15 protein-coding genes are annotated in these 16,494 nt (G+C 66.5%); 2 read left to right on the plus strand and 13 right to left on the minus strand.

Going from position 1 to position 16,494, the window contains the following annotated elements; genetic code table 11:
* Window positions 1–36: 36 nt before the first annotated feature.
* The 11 genes from QQK63_RS04085 to QQK63_RS04135 form a co-directional block, all read right to left on the minus strand.
* Window positions 37–516 (minus strand): AAA family ATPase, encoded by a 480-nt coding sequence (locus QQK63_RS04085; protein ID WP_277827278.1) that lies wholly within the window; start codon window positions 514–516, stop codon window positions 37–39.
* A gap of 70 nt (window positions 517–586) precedes the next feature.
* Entirely contained in the window at window positions 587–1,258 is a 672-nt protein-coding gene (locus tag QQK63_RS04090; RefSeq protein WP_277827276.1) for an SDR family NAD(P)-dependent oxidoreductase, read from the minus strand.
* Window positions 1,258–2,343, minus strand: a complete 1,086-nt coding sequence (gene mraY / locus QQK63_RS04095; RefSeq protein ID WP_277827274.1) for a phospho-N-acetylmuramoyl-pentapeptide-transferase — start codon at window positions 2,341–2,343, stop codon at window positions 1,258–1,260. Before mraY ends, QQK63_RS04090 begins: the two co-directional genes overlap by 1 nt.
* Window positions 2,344–3,768 (minus strand): UDP-N-acetylmuramoyl-tripeptide--D-alanyl-D-alanine ligase, encoded by a 1,425-nt coding sequence (locus tag QQK63_RS04100; RefSeq protein ID WP_277827272.1) that lies wholly within the window; start codon window positions 3,766–3,768, stop codon window positions 2,344–2,346. It abuts the gene before it with no gap.
* Window positions 3,769–3,816: 48 nt separating this feature from the next.
* Window positions 3,817–5,301 (minus strand): UDP-N-acetylmuramoyl-L-alanyl-D-glutamate--2,6-diaminopimelate ligase, encoded by a 1,485-nt coding sequence (locus QQK63_RS04105; RefSeq protein ID WP_277827270.1) that lies wholly within the window; start codon window positions 5,299–5,301, stop codon window positions 3,817–3,819.
* A 34-nt stretch (window positions 5,302–5,335) separates the two neighbouring features.
* Window positions 5,336–7,117, minus strand: coding sequence for a peptidoglycan D,D-transpeptidase FtsI family protein (locus QQK63_RS04110; protein WP_277827267.1), 1,782 nt, complete (start codon window positions 7,115–7,117; stop codon window positions 5,336–5,338).
* The gene (ftsL, locus tag QQK63_RS04115; RefSeq protein ID WP_277827265.1) at window positions 7,114–7,476 is read right to left on the minus strand and encodes a cell division protein FtsL; all 363 of its coding nucleotides are present in this window, start codon (window positions 7,474–7,476) and stop codon (window positions 7,114–7,116) included. Before ftsL ends, QQK63_RS04110 begins: the two co-directional genes overlap by 4 nt.
* Window positions 7,476–8,471, minus strand: coding sequence for a 16S rRNA (cytosine(1402)-N(4))-methyltransferase RsmH (gene rsmH, locus QQK63_RS04120; protein WP_277827263.1), 996 nt, complete (start codon window positions 8,469–8,471; stop codon window positions 7,476–7,478). The genes ftsL and rsmH overlap by 1 nt, the downstream gene beginning before the upstream one ends.
* Window positions 8,468–8,986: a division/cell wall cluster transcriptional repressor MraZ gene (locus QQK63_RS04125; protein WP_277827261.1), complete on the minus strand. Its 519-nt coding sequence runs from the start codon at window positions 8,984–8,986 to the stop codon at window positions 8,468–8,470. The genes rsmH and QQK63_RS04125 overlap by 4 nt, the downstream gene beginning before the upstream one ends.
* A 561-nt stretch (window positions 8,987–9,547) precedes the next feature.
* Window positions 9,548–10,621, minus strand: coding sequence for an Mrp/NBP35 family ATP-binding protein (locus QQK63_RS04130; RefSeq protein WP_277827259.1), 1,074 nt, complete (start codon window positions 10,619–10,621; stop codon window positions 9,548–9,550).
* A gap of 38 nt (window positions 10,622–10,659) precedes the next feature.
* A complete protein-coding gene (locus tag QQK63_RS04135) occupies window positions 10,660–11,856 on the minus strand; it encodes an MFS transporter (RefSeq protein WP_277827257.1) in 1,197 nt (398 codons plus the stop codon).
* Between the two features lie 196 nt (window positions 11,857–12,052).
* On the opposite strand from QQK63_RS04135, the gene QQK63_RS04140 reads away from it, so the two are divergent.
* Window positions 12,053–12,277, plus strand: a complete 225-nt coding sequence (locus tag QQK63_RS04140; RefSeq protein WP_277827255.1) for a DUF1127 domain-containing protein — start codon at window positions 12,053–12,055, stop codon at window positions 12,275–12,277.
* A gap of 441 nt (window positions 12,278–12,718) precedes the next feature.
* Here QQK63_RS04140 and QQK63_RS04145 read toward each other — a convergent pair whose 3' ends face one another.
* Window positions 12,719–13,171, minus strand: coding sequence for an Lrp/AsnC family transcriptional regulator (locus QQK63_RS04145; RefSeq protein ID WP_277827252.1), 453 nt, complete (start codon window positions 13,169–13,171; stop codon window positions 12,719–12,721).
* 73 nt (window positions 13,172–13,244) lie between these two features.
* Here QQK63_RS04145 and QQK63_RS04150 point away from each other — a divergent pair, with 73 nt between their 5' ends.
* Window positions 13,245–13,841 (plus strand): LysE family translocator, encoded by a 597-nt coding sequence (locus QQK63_RS04150; protein ID WP_277827250.1) that lies wholly within the window; start codon window positions 13,245–13,247, stop codon window positions 13,839–13,841.
* A 3-nt stretch (window positions 13,842–13,844) separates the two neighbouring features.
* Here the strand turns inward: QQK63_RS04150 and QQK63_RS04155 are convergent, their stop codons facing one another.
* Window positions 13,845–16,319, minus strand: a complete 2,475-nt coding sequence (locus QQK63_RS04155) for an ATP-dependent helicase (protein WP_277827248.1) — start codon at window positions 16,317–16,319, stop codon at window positions 13,845–13,847.
* Window positions 16,320–16,494: the final 175 nt, after the last annotated feature.

The raw sequence follows: 16,494 nt of genomic DNA on the forward strand, positions 1-16,494 counted from the left end.
TGCGCGCCCTGCCGCCGGTCCGATCCGCGCCTCGATCTATGCGACGCGCTCGGCCACCGAAGCCTTGGGCATGATCTCTACCGCATATCCCGCCGCAGGAAAGGCCTGCGACAGCCGCTCGTATTCCGCAACAGCCGCCGCGAACCCGTGCCGGCGCTCTGGCTCGCTGGCGAAAAGCTCGGGCCAGGGCGGCGCCAGAAAGACCGGGCTTGCATAGCGCAGCCCGGGATCGCGCACGACCTCGCCCAGCGCCGCCAACCCCGACATCGCATCGATGGCGCAGCGGTCGAAGATCACCGGCCCCGCCATACCGCAGGCCCGCGCATGATCCTCGATAGCCAAATCCAGACAGGCCCGCAGGAACCCCGCCAGATCCTCCCACGGCTTGGGCCCACCGCCACGCAAGACCCGCCGACCCGGCTCGGCCACGGTCGCGTATCCCCGCTCCGCCAAGGCCGCGATCAGCGTCGACTTGCCCCCACCCGAACAGCCCGACAGCACGAAAAACCGCTCCATGCCCTTCATCTTCCCAAAAATACGGATCGCCGACGCCCAACCAGCAATCGCGCCGCCGGAGCGATGCGCCCTACCAGCGCACCGACAACCCGTCGCGGAAAAACCGCCCCGTCGGCCCGTCCTCGGGCAGATCGGCCAGCCAGATGGCCGTTTCCGCCCCCTCTTCGGGGGTGCGGGTCGCCGCTTCTCCGCCCATCCGCGTCCTGACCCAGCCGGGATCGACCGCGTTGATCTTCACGCAATCGGGCAGGTCGCGCACCATCGCCTTGGTCAGCGCGTTCAGCGCCGCCTTGGCCACGCCATAGGCCCCCGGCCCTTCCAGCCCTTGCGCGAAACTGCCCCATTCCGACGAAACATTGACGATGCGGCCCCAACCTTGCGCACCCATATGGGGCGCACAGGTCCGGATCAGTTCGTAGGGGCCGCGCAACATCACGTCGAGCGACATGTGGAACCCGCCCGAATCCTCCAACATGCTGGTGTCGATCAGCACGCCCGCATTGTTCACCAGAACATCGACGCCGCCGATCTTGTCGACCGCCGCCCCGAGGCTGTCGATGCGCGCCACATCCATCCGGAAGGCCTGCGCGCCGATCTCTTCGGCCACAGCGCGCCCGGCTTCGAGGTCACGCACGCCGATCACCACGCGCATGCCGCGCGCGACGAGCCCCGCCGCGATGGCGCGCCCGATGCCGCGGTTGCCGCCGGTGACCAGAGCGGTCGGTCTGTCGGGACGTCCCATCAGCGCAGCTTCAACGTGGCAAGCCCGATCAGAGCAAGGATCAGCGAGATGATCCAGAAGCGGATCACCACCTGCGGTTCGGCCCAGCCCTTTTTCTCGAAATGATGGTGGATCGGCGCCATCAGGAAGACGCGCTTGCCCGTCGCCTTGAAATAGCCGACCTGCACGATCACGCTGACAGCCTCGGCCACGAAAAGCCCGCCGACGATGGCCAGGACGATCTCGTGCTTGGTCGACACGGCAATCGCGCCCAGCGCGCCGCCCAGCGCCAGCGACCCCGTATCGCCCATGAACACGGCGGCAGGCGGCGCGTTATACCACAAGAACCCCAGCCCCCCACCGATCAGGCCCGCGACGAAGACCAGCAATTCCCCCGTGCCGGGTACGTAATGCACATCGAGATATTCGGTGAAATCGACCCGGCCCACGGCATAGGCGATCACGCCCAGCGTTCCGGCCGCGATCATCACCGGCATGATGGCCAGCCCGTCCAGACCGTCGGTCAGGTTCACCGCATTGGCCGATCCCACGATCACGACCATGGCAAAGGGGATGAAGAGCCAGCCCATGTTGAACAAGACGTCCTTGAACACCGGCACGGCCAGTTGCGCGGCCAATTCCGGCGGATGCGCCCAGACCGCCACACCGGCTGCGACCGCCGCGATGGCAAAGCCGATCAGCAACCGGACCCGCCCCGACACGCCCTTGCTGGTCTGGCGGCTGACCTTGGCCCAATCATCGGCGAAACCGACAAGTCCGAAGGCCACCGTCGTGCCCAGCACGATCCAGACATAGACATTGTCGAGCCGCGCCCAAAGGAGCGTCGACAGCGTCAGCGCGGCGAGGATCAGCAAACCGCCCATCGTGGGCGTGCCCGCCTTGGTCGCGATGTGATGGGCCGGGCCATCCTCGCGGATCGGTTGCCCTTGCGCGTATTTGCGGCGCAGCGCGTTGATCAGGGGCCGCCCGAAGATGAAGCCGAAGATGAGCGCGGTGAAAAACGCGGCGCCTGCGCGAAAGGTGATGTAGCGAAACAGGTTGAAGACATCGCCGCCATCGGACAGCTCACTCAGCCAATACAACATCTAGCGGGGCCCCCGAGCCTGATCCACCGCCGCTTGCCCCAGTTTGCGCAGGGCGTCAACCACGCGGCTTACCTTGATACCCTTGCTGCCTTTTATCAGCAACACATCCCCCGTGCGCAGACGTTGCGGCAGGCTCGCCGCCATCTCCTCGGCGGTCTCGGCATGACGGCCCCGCACCCGACCGGGCAGCGCCTTGTGCAGGTTTTCCATCAGCGGGCCGACCGTGTGGACAAGCGCGATGGAGCCAAGCGCCGGATGCTCGGCAATGGCCCTGTGCAGCGCAGGGCCAGTCGGCCCGAGTTCCAGCATGTCGCCCAGAACCGCGATCCGCCGCCCCTGCCCGTTCGGCTGAACCGCCGCAAGCATGTCCAGCGCCGCGGCGATCGAGGCCGGGTTGGCATTGAAGGCGTCGTCGATCAGCTCGATCTCCAGATCGTCGGTGGCGCTCAGGACCAGACGCTCACGCGTGCCGCGCCCCTCGAAGGGCGTCCAGCCCGCAAGCGCCAGCGCGGCCTCGGTCGCATCGGCGCCCGCCGCCTCGGCCGCGGTCAGCGCGATCAGCGCGTTCATCGCATAATGCCGTCCCGGCGCGCCGATCTTGATCAGCCGCTCGGTCCCGAGGATCTCGGCCCGGATCACCGTCGCGGCCTCGACCACCTGCGCCTCGACCAGCCGCGCCTCGACCCCTTTGGCCACGCCGAACCGGATCAGTCTTTCGGCACAATCCCGTGCCTTGTCGAACAAGATGCCCGAGGTCTCCACATCGGCATGGGCGAGCGCGATGCCGCCCGGCTCCAGACCTTCGTAGATCGCAGCCTTTTCGTGGGCGATCCCCTCGATGACGCCGAAAGCCTCAAGGTGCGCGGGCGCAACTGTCGTCACGACCGCCACATGGGGCCGCGCCAGACGGGCCAGCGGCGCGATCTCGCCGGGGTGGTTCATGCCGATCTCGATCACGGCAAACTCGGTATCGGCGGGCATCCGGGCGAGCGTGACCGGCACACCCCAATGATTGTTGAAGCTCGCTTCGGCGGCATGGGTGCGCCCCTGCGTCGACAGCGCGCGACGCAGCATTTCCTTGACGGTGGTCTTGCCGACAGAGCCGGTCACCGCGATGACCCGCGCCTTTGACCGCGCGCGCCCCGCAGTTCCCAAGGCGCGCAGGCCGTCCATCACGTCCTCCACGATCAGGCACGCTGCCGGGTCGACCCCGTCGGGCACGCGCGCGACCAACGCCGCGACGGCGCCGCGCGCCAGCGCATCGGCGACGAAATCATGGCCGTCCCGCGCGGCCGAGAGCGCGACGAACAGATCCCCCGGGGCCACGTTGCGGCTGTCGATGGAAATGCCGGTGACGGACCAATCGCCCGCAACCTGTCCGCCCGTCGCCGCCGCCGCTTCTGCCGCCGTCCAAAGGGTGCTCATGCGATCCCCTCCCGATGCGCGCTCATGCGATCCCCCCAAGATGCGCGCTCATGCGCGACCCTCCAGCGCGGCCACAGCCACGCTCGCCTGTTCCACATCGTCAAAAGGATAGACCACATCGCCCACAGTCTGGCCGGTCTCGTGCCCCTTGCCCGCGATCAACAGGGCATCGCCCGGTTCCAGCGCATCCACCCCGCGCAAGATCGCCTCGGCCCGGTCGCTGACCTCGATCGCCTCGGGACAAGCGGCCAGAATGGCGGCGCGGATCGTGGCCGGATCCTCCGACCTGGGGTTGTCGTCGGTGACGAAGACGACATCCGCATTCTCGGCGGCGGCCTTGCCCATCAGGGGCCTTTTGCCTCTGTCGCGGTCACCGCCCGCGCCGAAAACGACGACAAGCCGCCCAAGGACATGCGGCCGCAGCGCCTTGAGCGCGGTTTCCAACGCGTCGGGCGTATGCGCGTAATCGACGAAAACCGGGGCGCCATTGGCCCTGCGGCCCGCAAGCTGCATCCGCCCGCGCACACCGGTCAGCCGCGGAAGGACGGAAAACACCACTTCCGGCGTCTCTCCCGCCGCGATCACAAGGCCCGCGGCCGTCAGCACGTTCATCGCCTGAAAGGCCCCGATCAGCGGCAGGCGCGTCTGCACCGGTTGGCCCTGCCAGCGGAACAGGACATCCTGTCCGGTCTCATCCAGCCGCCGCCCGGTGATCTTCAACCCTGCGTCATCGGCATATTGCGCAACCCCGATCACCTCGATCTCGCGCCGCGTGCAGGCGTCGCGCACGCGCGCGCCATAATTGTCGTCAAGGTTCACCACCGCCACGCCATCCTCCGGCAAAAGCTCGGTGAACAGCCTGAGCTTGGCTTGGAAGTAGCTTTCCATGTCGCCGTGGTAATCGAGGTGGTCCTGCGTCAGGTTGGTGAAGCCCGCGGCCGCAAGATTGACCGCCTCCATCCGCCGCTGGTCCAACCCATGCGACGAGGCTTCCATCGCCACATGGTTCACGCCCGCCGCCGCCATATCCGCCAGAACCCGGTGTAGCGTCAGGGGGTCGGGCGTCGTGTGCAGCCCCAGCGCAGCAAAGGCGCCCTCCACCCCGGTCGTGCCGATATTGACCGCGTCATGGCCAAGGGCTGACCAGATCTGCCGCGTGAAACTGGCGACGCTGGTCTTGCCGTTGGTGCCGGTGACGGCCACCACCGTGTCGGGCTGTGCCCCGAACCACAGCGCGCTGGCATGGGCAAGGGCCGCGCGGGCATCCTCAACCACCACCAGTGCCGCGCGTGATCCCGCCATGGCACCGGCGGCGATCTCTGCGCCCACCCGATCGGTCAGGATGGCCCCCGCCCCAAGGCTCAGCGCGGTGGGGATGAATTCCGCTCCGTGGACCCGCGTGCCGGGAAGTGCCGCGAAAAGCGTGCCACGCTCGACCTTGCGACTGTCAAGCGCCACGCCCGTCACCACGACATCGCCGCCGCTGCGCGCCGTCAGGCCAAGGTCGGACAATGCCCGTGTTTTTTGCGCCATGCCCGTCCCCCGGCCCATCGCCCCGGCGATGCGCTCATCTCGAGGCGCTGGATAGCGCATCGAGGGCGGAAGGTTCAATCTCCGGCCTCAATCCCATCAGCGGTGCGGTGCGGCGGATGATCTCGGCCGCCACGGGAACGGCGGTCCAACCGGCCGTGCGGCGCGGCTCCGATCCCGAGGTCTCAACGGGTTCTTGCAAGGTGGTGATCAGGACGTAGCGCGGATCATGCATCGGAAAGGCCGCGGCAAAGGTCACGAGGTTGCGATCGTCGTAATAGCCCCCTGAGGCGCGCGGCATGTCGGCGGTGCCGGTCTTGCCGCCCACGGCATAGCCTGCGACCTCACCGAAACTGGCGGTGCCCTCGGTCACGGTGGCGCGCATCAGCCCGCGCATCGCGGCGCTCGTCGCCTCCGAGATCACCCGCTGCCCCTGCTGGGGCGCATCCTGCCGCATCAGCGTCGGACGGATCAACGTGCCGCCATTCACCAACGAGGCATAGGCCGCCGCAAGGCTGACGGGCGAGGTCGACAGACCATGGCCATAGGAAATCGTCATCGTCGCCAGATCGCCCCAGCGCTGCGGCAACAGCGGGCGCGCATTGGCGGCTTCGACCAGTTCCACGGGCGCTGGCTCCAACAGGCCCAGCAGATCGAGGAAGGCGCGCTGCCGTTCGCCGCCGATCACCTGCGCCATCCGCGCCGTGCCGATGTTGGAGGAATGGATGAACACGTCATGCACCGATTGCGACGGGCCATAGCTGCGGAAATCGCGGATGTTGAACCCCGCCATCCGCAAGGGTCCCCGCGTGTCGATCATGTCGGCCGTGTTGAAAAGCCCAAGGTCCAGCGCCTGCGCCACGGTAAAGGCCTTGAACACGCTGCCCAGTTCATAGACGCCCTGCACCGTGCGATTGAACAGCGGGCTGTCCGCCGGATCGCCCTCCAGCGCCGGACGTGGGCGGTTGTTGGGGTCGAAATCGGGCAGGCTCGCCATGGCGATGATCTCGCCGGTATGGGCATCCATCATCACCGCCGCAGCACCCTGCGCGTTCAACAGCGCCATGCCGCCCGCCAGAACCTCCTCGACCGTGGCCTGCACCGTCAGGTCGAGCGACAGCGTCAGCGGGCCCGTCTGGCCCGGATCGCGCAACACCGCGTCGAATTGCGCCTCGACGCCCGCGATGCCGATGACCTCGGCTGCGTTAACCGCCTCTTGCCCGAAGCCCGCGCCGCCCAGAACATGGGCCGCGATCGGGCCGTTGGGGTAAAGCCGCATCTCGCGCGGGCCGAACAAAAGCCCCGGTTCGCCCAGATCATGCACCGCCTGTTCCTGCTCGGGCGACAAGTAGCGGCGAAGCCACAGGAACCGCCGCTCCGAGGTGAAGCGCTGATAAAGCGTCTCGGCATCCATCTCGGGAAAGATCTCGGCCAATCCATCGGCGGCGGCGCGGGCATCCACGATCTCGTGGGGATGGGCATAGAGCGCATTGGTGGCGAAATTCGTCGCCAGAACCCGCCCCTGCCGATCCACGATATCGGCCCGCGTGGTGTGGATCACCGCGCCGGAACTCGCGACGCGCGGCTCCTCGGCCTCGGTGGTGGCAAGGGCTGCCATCCGCGCGCCCACCGCGCCAAAAGCCAAAAGGAACACAAGCGACATCAGCAACAACCGGCTTTCGGCCCGCTGTCGCAGCTTGTCGCGGCCCGCCTCGTGGCGCAAGCGCAGGTTCTCGCGTTCGATCGCGTCGGGGTTCTCGCCCTTGGCGCGGGCATCCAGCACGCGGGCCAGCGGGCGAAGCGGCGTGCGCAGGCTCATGGCACCGGGTCTCCGTCGGGGCCGGCCTCGGGGCCCGAGGCGTTTTCCAGAAGCGTTTCCTCGGGCTCGGGCGGCAGGGGATAGGGGATCTGCGCCGCGCGGCCGAATTGCTCGGGCGCCAGCGGCAGCAATTGCAGGCGTTCGAAATTGAAATCTGCCAGTTCGCGCAGCCGGTCGGGGCGGTTCAGATAGGCCCATTCCGCGCGCAGGATCGCCAGCCGTTCACGCGTCGCGCCGATGTCGCGCTGCAACTGCTCGACCCGGCGCTCGGCCTGCTGGGTCAGGATCGTCTGGTGATAGGCCCAATAGCCCAACGCCACGACCCCCAGAAGAAAGACAAGCGTCGACAGACCGCGCATCAAAACACCTCCGTCATCTGCGGCAGGCCCAGCACCGAGCGATCGACCGGGGCGGCGGGCGCCTCGGTCCGGGTCGCCACGCGCAGCCGCGCGGAGCGTGCGCGCGGATTGACCGCCAATTCCGTCTCGTCGGGCGCGATGGCCTTTTTCGGCGTCAGATCAAAGGTCGGCACCCGCGCCTGTTCCATCGGCGCATGGCGCGAGCCGCCGCCGCCCTCGCTGGAGCGGTCGGCGAGATAGCGTTTCACCACCCGGTCCTCCAACGAATGAAAGGTCACGACAGCCAGCTTGCCGCCGGGCTTCAGCGCACGTTCGGCGGCATCAAGCCCGTCGGCCAGTTGCCGGAATTCGTCATTCACCGCGATCCGGATCGCCTGGAAGGCGCGCGTCGCCGGATGGCTTTGCCCCGGCTTCTTGCGCGGCAGGCAACCCTCGACCACGCGCGCCAGATGCAGGGTCGAGGTGATCCGCCCCTTGGTGCGTTCCGTGACGATGGCCTTGGCGATGCGCCGTGCCGCGCGTTCCTCGCCGTAATGATAGAGCACATCGGCGATCAACGCCTCGGGCGCCTCGTTCACTAGATCCTCGGCCGACGGCCCGCTTTGTCCCATCCGCATGTCGAGCGGCCCATCCTTCATGAAGGAAAACCCCCGCTCCGCCCGGTCGAGCTGCATCGAGGATACGCCCAGATCCAGCGCCACACCGTCCACCGGCTCGCCCGCCAGCCGGTCAAGTTCGGAAAATGTCCCCGCCACCAGCCGCAGACGGTCGCCGTAGCCGCCGATCCAAGGCTCGGCCAGATCGAAGGCCAGCGGATCGCGGTCAATGCCGATCACCCGCGCGGCCCCCGCCTGCAGCAGTCCACGGGAATACCCGCCCGCTCCAAACGTGCCGTCGACCCAGACACCCGTGACAGGGGCCACCGTCTCCAGAAGCGCGCGCAACAGGACCGGGACATGCGGCGCGCCTTCGGTCTGCCGCTCCGCGCCCGTCATTCCGCGCCGACCGGGTCGTCGTCAGGCAAGAGCGACAGCGCGTCGAAATGCGCGGCCCCCTGCGCCAGATCCTTGAGGATCGCGGCAAAGGCATCGGCCTGCGCATCGGCCTGAGCCGGGTTCAGAATGTGGAATTTCTCGCCATGGCCCTCAAAGACCGCCTCTTCGGACAGGTCGATCTTGTCGCGCAGCTCGGGCGACAGAACCAGTCGCCCGGTCTCGTCCAGCGTGACCGTGTCCGACATGGACTTGTAGTAATAAACCATGATCCGCTGCGCATCGGTTCCCGATTTCATCCGGGAAATCTTGCCCATCAACCGCCCGTAACTGTCCGCCGACCAGCATTCGAGATGCTTTTTCGTCGGATCGCCAAAGGTGATGTGCATTTTGAGCGGATCGCCCGGCGCATACTCGGCATCGCAGTTCTGCAAGACGCGACGAAACTTGGCCGGGATAGACACCCGGCCCTTTCCATCCACCTTGTTCCGGCTGATGCCGGTGAACTCGCGTTCCACGGGACGTTGCCCTTATGCTGCCTCATTCCGGCCTTAGTCTGGCCGCCGGAACGGAAACGGCGGATCGAGCAAGCTGCCACTGCCCGATCCGCCGCTCTCGTCCCATTGCTGGGTGTCCGACTGCGCAGGCCACCTGGGGGGATGTCTGCTCGCTTGCGCGCCGGATCTCTTTTTTGGCGTTGGAGATGCCTGTATGAACCTGCCGTTTTTTGTTTTTGGTTCAGGCCGTTGCGGCCTGTCGTTTATCTCGTCTGCCGATGCACAATAGATGCCACGGGAGGATTTCCCACGCAAACCCTTTTTTTGGGAAATGCTCCCAAGATGTGGGATTTGAGCTGGCCACAAAACATCATATTGGGCCCAAACGGCCCTGAGCGCGCCCACCTGTTGTGTGTTGCTGAATAGAGGACCCAAGATATGGGGCCGATCCCACGCATGGGCGGGCATGGGACAAAAGCCCAAAAAACTTGGGACAGACCGGCGAAACCCTCAAAAAATCGGGCTTGGTGGGGCGGGGCCGGGGCGAATCACCCCCGTATCCCCCCCGCATCCCCGGTTGGATCAGACGATGCCGCCCTCGATGAACCGCCGCGCGAGCGCGGCATAGGCCTCGGCCATGGGGCTGTCACCCGCCGCGATGGGCACGCCTGCATCGCCCGCCACCCGCGTCTCCAGATCGATGGGAAGCGATCCCAGATAGGGCAGGCCCAGCTTGTCGGCCTCGGCCTTAACGCCGCCCTGGCCGAAAATATGCGCCTCGTGCCCGCAGTTGGGGCAGCAATAGACGCCCATGTTCTCGATCAGGCCCAGAACCGGCGTCTTGAGCAGCTCGAACATGTTCAGCGCCTTGCGCGCATCCAGAAGCGCCACATCCTGCGGGGTCGAGACCACGATCGCGCCCGTCACATCGGATTTCTGGCAGAGCGTCATCGCCACATCGCCCGTCCCCGGCGGCAGGTCGACCAAAAGCACGTCCAACTCGCCCCATTCCACCTGCGTCAGCATCTGCTGCAACGCCCCCATCAGCATCGGCCCCCGCCAGACGACGGCCTTGTCCTCGGCCAGCATGAACCCGATGGACATCAGCGTGACGCCATGCCCCTCCAGCGGGATGATCGTCTTGCCATCGGGGGATGCAGGCCGCTTGTTCACGCCCATCATGCGCGGTTGGCTCGGCCCGTAGATATCGGCATCGAGCAGCCCGACCTTCTTGCCCTGCCGCGACAGCGCCACCGCCAGGTTGGACGAGACGGTGGATTTCCCGACGCCGCCCTTGCCCGATCCGATGGCGATGATCCGCTTGACGCCGGCCGGTTTCATCGGCCCGGCCTGCGGCGTCGGATGGCCGCCGAATTTCAGGCTCGGCGCGGGCGGGGCCTTGGGCGCGGGGCCATGCGCGGTCAGCGCGACACTCACCTGTTCCACGCCGGGGAGCTTGCGCAACATCCCCTCGCAGGCCAGCCGAACCGGCTCCATCCTGCCTGCCTGTTCGGGGCTTTCGGCCTCCAGCACGAAACTGATCCGCCCGCCCTCGACCTTGAGCGCGCGCACCATGTCGCGGCTCACCACGTCGCCGCCATCGGGCAGCGTCAATCCGCGGAGCGCCTCGAGGATCGTGTCGCGGGTCTGGGTCATGTCATGCCTCCTGCCGTGTTTGCCGCAGACATAGGGCCTCAGCCCCGCCTCTGCATCCCCAGAATGATCGCGCCCTGCGCGGCGGCCCCGGCCACGCCCGCCAGCGCCAACGCCGCCGAAATGCCGATCCATTCCGCAAGGCCGCCGACGGCAAAGGCGCCCAGCGCCACGCTCCCGAATCCCATCACGATCCACAGGCTCATCACCCGGCCCCGATAGCCATCAGGCAAATCGGTCTGGATCGCGGCCTGCATGCTGACTCCCACCCATGTCGAACAGAACCCCGCCACCACGGTCGCGGCCAATGCCATGGGCCAGACAGGCGCCAGCCCCATCGCCACCACCGCGCCCTGCCCCGCCATCGCGGCCCACAAGACGGCAGGCGCTATCCGCGCACCAAAAGCGCCCAATCCCACCGCCTTCAGGAAAGCCGAGGATATCGCCCCTGCCCCCGCCGCCGCCGTCAGCATGCCCAAACCGGCGGCCCCCCGCCCGAATGCCCCGTCGGCCAGCACCGGCAAGACCTCCAGCGCGCCCCGGACCACCATGGCAAAAGCCAGCGTCAAGAGCAGCGCATCGCGCACCAAGGGCGCGGTCACGGCATAGCGCATCCCGTCCAGCAGATCGGAAAAGACCGAGGCGCGTGGGCGCGGCGGCAGATCGCGGGGCTTGAGCCGCGGCAACACCAGCAGCATCGGCATGTAGCACGCGACCGACACCCACAGCGCCACCTCCGCCCCCGCCGTGGCGATCACCCAGCCCGCAAGCACCGGCGCGACCAGCCGGGCAAGGTTGAAATTGAGCGCCGTGATGCTGACGACATGCTGCACGATATCTGCCGGCACCAGCCGCGGCCCCAGCGACATCCGCACCGGATGATGCGCCGAGGAAATCACCCCGATCGCCAGCGCCGCCAGAACCAGCGCGACAGGCCCTGTCCAAGGCAAGGCCAGCGCCAGCGCCGCCAGAACGGCGGCCATCGACCCGTTCGTGATGAGCGAGGCGCGGCGGATGTCCACCCGATCCGCCATCACCCCGAACAGCGGCCCGAGGACCAAAGTCGGCGCAAGGCTCAAACCCGCGACCAATCCCACGAAACCCGCCGAACCCGTCCGCTCCCACGCCAGCCAGCCCAGCGTTACCCGCTGCACCCAGATCGCCTGCACCGCAAAGAAGATACCAAGGAAAAACAGGCGGAACTGCGGGTTCGAAAAGGCACCCCCCGCAAGGCTCATCCTGTCAAGATCCGGCTTACGCAACGTCACGCCCAGCCATGCATCTGCTGCAAAGCAGCATTGAATCATCGGGCATTGTGCAGTCGCAGCATTCGCTTATCTTCGGTTTCAACAGAGGCGAAAACAAACGCGCCTCTCGGGGAACGATGTTAGCGCAATCCGGCGCAGCCCCGATCGACGAGGAAAGGTAAAAGACATGGCATATGTTTCGAGCAACCGTAACACCGCCGCGCTGAGCTTCGGGGACCGCATCGCGGACATCCGCAAGGATTTGGCAGATGCATGGCGCGCCCACCGCATCTATCGGCAGACCCTGCGTGAATTGCAAGGGCTGTCGATGCGCGAACTGAACGACCTTGGCCTGAACCCCACGATGCTGCGCTCCATCGCGCTCGAGGCGGCCTACGGCAAGCGCGCCTGAGGCGCGGCACAGAAATTGCAGGCTTTTGCCTGACACGACACGGCGCGGCGATCCTTCTCCTGCCTTTAGGTCGCCCCGCTCGCGGATCCGCCCCCCTCCTCCCTTGGGTGGGTTCGCAAATACCCGGTCCGGCAACGGACCACCGGATCGGTTCCTTCCTCCTCCCTTGGGAACCGTGACGACCGGCGGCGGGGTTCTCCTCCTCCCTTGGCCCCGCCGCCACGATTTCCGCAGGGCACGCGCTCTGCACATCTGATCGGCGCCTCCTCCTCCCTTGGCGCTGAGACCCGGCGGCGGGGTTCTCCTCCTCCCTTGACCCCGCCGCCACACCTTCGCAGGGCAGATGCCTTGCAAACCGGATCGGCGCCGCCTCCTCCCTAGGCGCTGAGACGCGGCGGCGGACCTCTCCTCCTCCCTTGGGGTCCGCCGCCACACTTTCCCTCAGCCGCGATCATCCTTGGGCGACCCCATGACCACATAGGTCGTGATCGTCGCCACCTGCGGCAGCGCGCCAAGGATGTCGGTGTGAAACCGCTTGTAGGCGCGCAGGTCCGTCACCTCGACGCGCAGCAGGTACTCCACCGCCCCCGTGATGTTGTGGCATTCCCGCACCTCCGGCGCGGCGCGCATCGCGCGCTCGAACGCCTCCTGCACCCGCTTGGTATGTTCGGACAGGCCGACGGTCAGATAGGCGGTGAAGCCCACCCCCATCCGGTCGGCCGACAGCACCGCCCGGTAGCCCGCGATCACGCCCGCCGCCTCCAGCGCCTGCACACGGCGCGAACAGGCCGAAGGGCTCAGCGCCACGCGCTCGGCCAGCTCCAGGTTGCTGATCCGCCCCTCCTGCGTCAGGATGCGCAATATCTGCCGATCTTTTTCGTCTATTTCTGTCATTCGTTGCACCGCTACGTGATTTTCCTCACGATTAGCGGTTTCATTGCACGAGGTCGCGCGCAATCTGCCCGCCATGACCCTTGACCTGACCCTTGCCCTGATCGTCTTCGCATTCGCCTCGTCCATCACGCCGGGGCCGAACAACATCATGCTTCTGGCCTCGGGCGCGAATTTCGGTCTGCGCCGCACGATCCCGCACATGCTGGGCATCTCGATCGGCCATGCGGTGATGGTGGCCCTGATCGGGCTGGGGTTGTTGCGATTGTTCGAGCTTCTGCCGTGGCTCCGGCCCGCACTGATGGCCGCCTGCGCCGCCTATCTCTTGTGGCTTGCGTGGAAAATCGCCAATGCCGCGGCCCCCGACGCGGCCCGCGCCGCGGGGCGGCCCTTCACCTTCGTGCAGGCGGCGGGGTTTCAATGGGTAAATCCCAAAGCATGGTACATGGGCATCTATGCCCAGACCTATTACGCGCCTGCCGATGCCGGATGGCTGGGCGCGCTCTTCGTACCCGTGGTCTTTGCGCTGGTGAACCTGCCGTCGGTCGCGATCTGGGCGGCGGCGGGAACGGCGCTGCGCCGCTGGCTGGCGGAGCCCGAACGCCTGCGCGTCTTCAACATCACCATGGCGCTGTTGCTCGTGGCCTCGCTCTACCCGATGCTGAGCCTTTGAGCCTCAAAAAGGCACATCATCGGCGGCATCCGCGCTGACAAGGTAGCTGGCCAGCACCTTCTTCTCGCCCGCCTTGTCAAAGGCCACTTCCATCTTGTCGCCCTCGATCCCGATCACCGCGCCATAGCCGAATTTCTGGTGAAACACCCGGTCGCCCAAGCCAAAGACGCTGACGGCCTCGGCGTCGATCGTCATGTTCCGCGCCTCCGAGGGTTGGCGCAATCCCGGCCGGGTCTGATTCTGCTGCAAGCGCCGCCAACCCGGCGAGTTGTAGACATCGGCCCGCGCGGCGGCCTCGTGCAGCGCGCTGCCCTGCATCATTCCCGCCACGGGGCTCGCGCTCGACGACATGTTCTGGTGCCCGTGCAGCCCCGATGGCGTCAGCACCTCGACATGTTCGGCCGGCAATTCGTCGACGAAACGGCTCGCCATCTGGCTCTGCCACTGGCCATAGACGCGGCGGTTGCTGGCGAAACTGATGGTGCAGACCTCCTCGGCGCGCGTGATGCCCACATAGGCCAGCCGCCGTTCCTCCTCCAATCCCTTGACGCCGCTCTCGTCCATCGCGCGCTGGGACGGGAAAAGCCCATCCTCCCACCCCGGCAGGAAAACGGCGGGAAACTCCAACCCCTTGGCGGCATGGAGCGTCATCAGCGTGACCTTTTCCTCTTGGTCGTCGCTTTCATTGTCCATGATCAGGCTGACATGTTCGAGAAACCCTTGCAGGTTCTCGAAGCCTTCCAAGGCCTTGACCAGTTCCTTGAGGTTCTCGAGCCGCCCCGGCGCCTCGGGCGTCTTGTCGTTCTGCCACATCGCCGTGTAGCCCGACTCGTCCAAGATCTGCTCGGCCAGTTCGATATGGCTGATCCGTTCCGGGCTTGCGCCCTCGTCCTTAACCAGATCGTCGTCCGCCCCCGGCCCGACCGCCCGCAGACCGCCCAACATCAACCCGCGCCAGCGCGCCAACCCCTCGACGAAGGCGCGCAATTCACGGGCCCCCTTGCCGCCGATGGCACCCGTCTCGACCGCCAACCGAGCGCCCTCGACAAGGCTCACGCCATTGGATCGCGCCATGCGCTGGATCACCTGCTGCGCCTTGTCGCCCAAGCCCCGCTTGGGCGTATTCACCACCCGCTCAAAGGCCAGATCGTCATCGGGACTGACCACCAGCCGGAAATAGGCCATGGCATCGCGGATCTCCAACCGCTCGTAGAAGCGCGGGCCACCGATCACGCGATAGGGCAGACCGATGGTCAGGAACCGATCCTCGAAGGCGCGCATCTGGTGCGACGCCCGGACAAGGATCGCGATGCCATCGGGGCTGACCGGGGCCATGCCGCGCGTGCCGCGCCCCATCGCCTCAATCTCTTCGCCGACCCAGCGCGCCTCTTCCTCGCCATCCCAATGGCCGATCAGGCGCACGCGCGCGCCGTCCTCGCCCACGCTGCGCAGCGATTTGCCCAGACGCTCGCGGTTATGCGCGATGACCCCGTTCGCGGCTTCCAGGATATGCATGGTCGAGCGGTAATTCTGTTCCAGCCGCACGACCTTGGCGCCCGGAAAATCCTTTTCGAAGCGCAGGATGTTGCCCACCTCGGCCCCGCGCCAGCCATAGATCGACTGGTCATCGTCGCCCACCACGCAGATGTTGGAATGCCCCTGCGCCAAAAGCCTCAGCCACAGGTATTGGGCGACGTTCGTGTCCTGATACTCGTCGACCAGAATGTAGCGGAACCAGCGTTGGTATTGCGCCAAAAGGTCGGGATGCGCCTGAAAGATCGTGACCATGTGCAACAACAGATCGCCAAAATCGACGGCGTTCAGCTCCCGCAGACGAGTCTGGTACTGGGCGTAAAGCTCGGGGCCGCGATGGTTGAAGGCCCCCGCATCCGCCGCCGGCACCTTTTCGGGCGTCACCGCGCGGTTCTTCCACCCGTCGATGATCCCGGCCAATTGCCGCGCGGGCCAGCGTTTCTCGTCGATCTCGGCGGCCAGGATCAGCTGTTTCATCAGCCGCACCTGGTCGTCGGTGTCGAGGATGGTGAAATTCGACTTCAACCCCGCCAGTTCCGCGTGGCGGCGCAACAGCTTCACGCAGATCGCGTGGAACGTGCCGAGCCACGGCATCCCCTCCACCGGCTGGCCCATCAGATTGGCGACCCGCAACTTCATCTCGCGCGCGGCCTTGTTGGTGAAGGTGACGGCAAGGATTTCATTGGGCCGCGCCGTGCCGGTCAGGAGCAGATGCGCGATCCGCGCGGTCAAGGCCCGCGTCTTGCCCGTGCCCGCACCCGCCAGCATCAGAACCGGCCCCTCCAGCGCCTCGACAGCCGCGCGCTGTTCGGGGTTCAACCCGTCCAGATAGGGCGTGGGCCGCGCGGCCATGGCTTGCGCGGACAAAGAACCAGCGGAAAGGGGACGGGCGGCGGCGGCCTCGAAGGCGTCCGACTCACCCATGTCGTCATCGAACCTGCTCATGTGCAGACGATATAGCCATCCGCTGCGCGTTTAAAGGTTTGTTCTTATAATGTTCCGATTTCGCCTTTGGCAGGCGTTACAGTGCATATTTGTGGAAAGATGAAGGGACAGATCGTCTGCCCCTTGGGGATGGCATGAGGTGCGGCGCGGCTCTGGACAATTCCGCCGCTTAAGG

Source organism: Roseicyclus marinus (assembly GCF_030163795.1).
Lineage (GTDB): Bacteria > Pseudomonadota > Alphaproteobacteria > Rhodobacterales > Rhodobacteraceae > Roseicyclus > Roseicyclus marinus.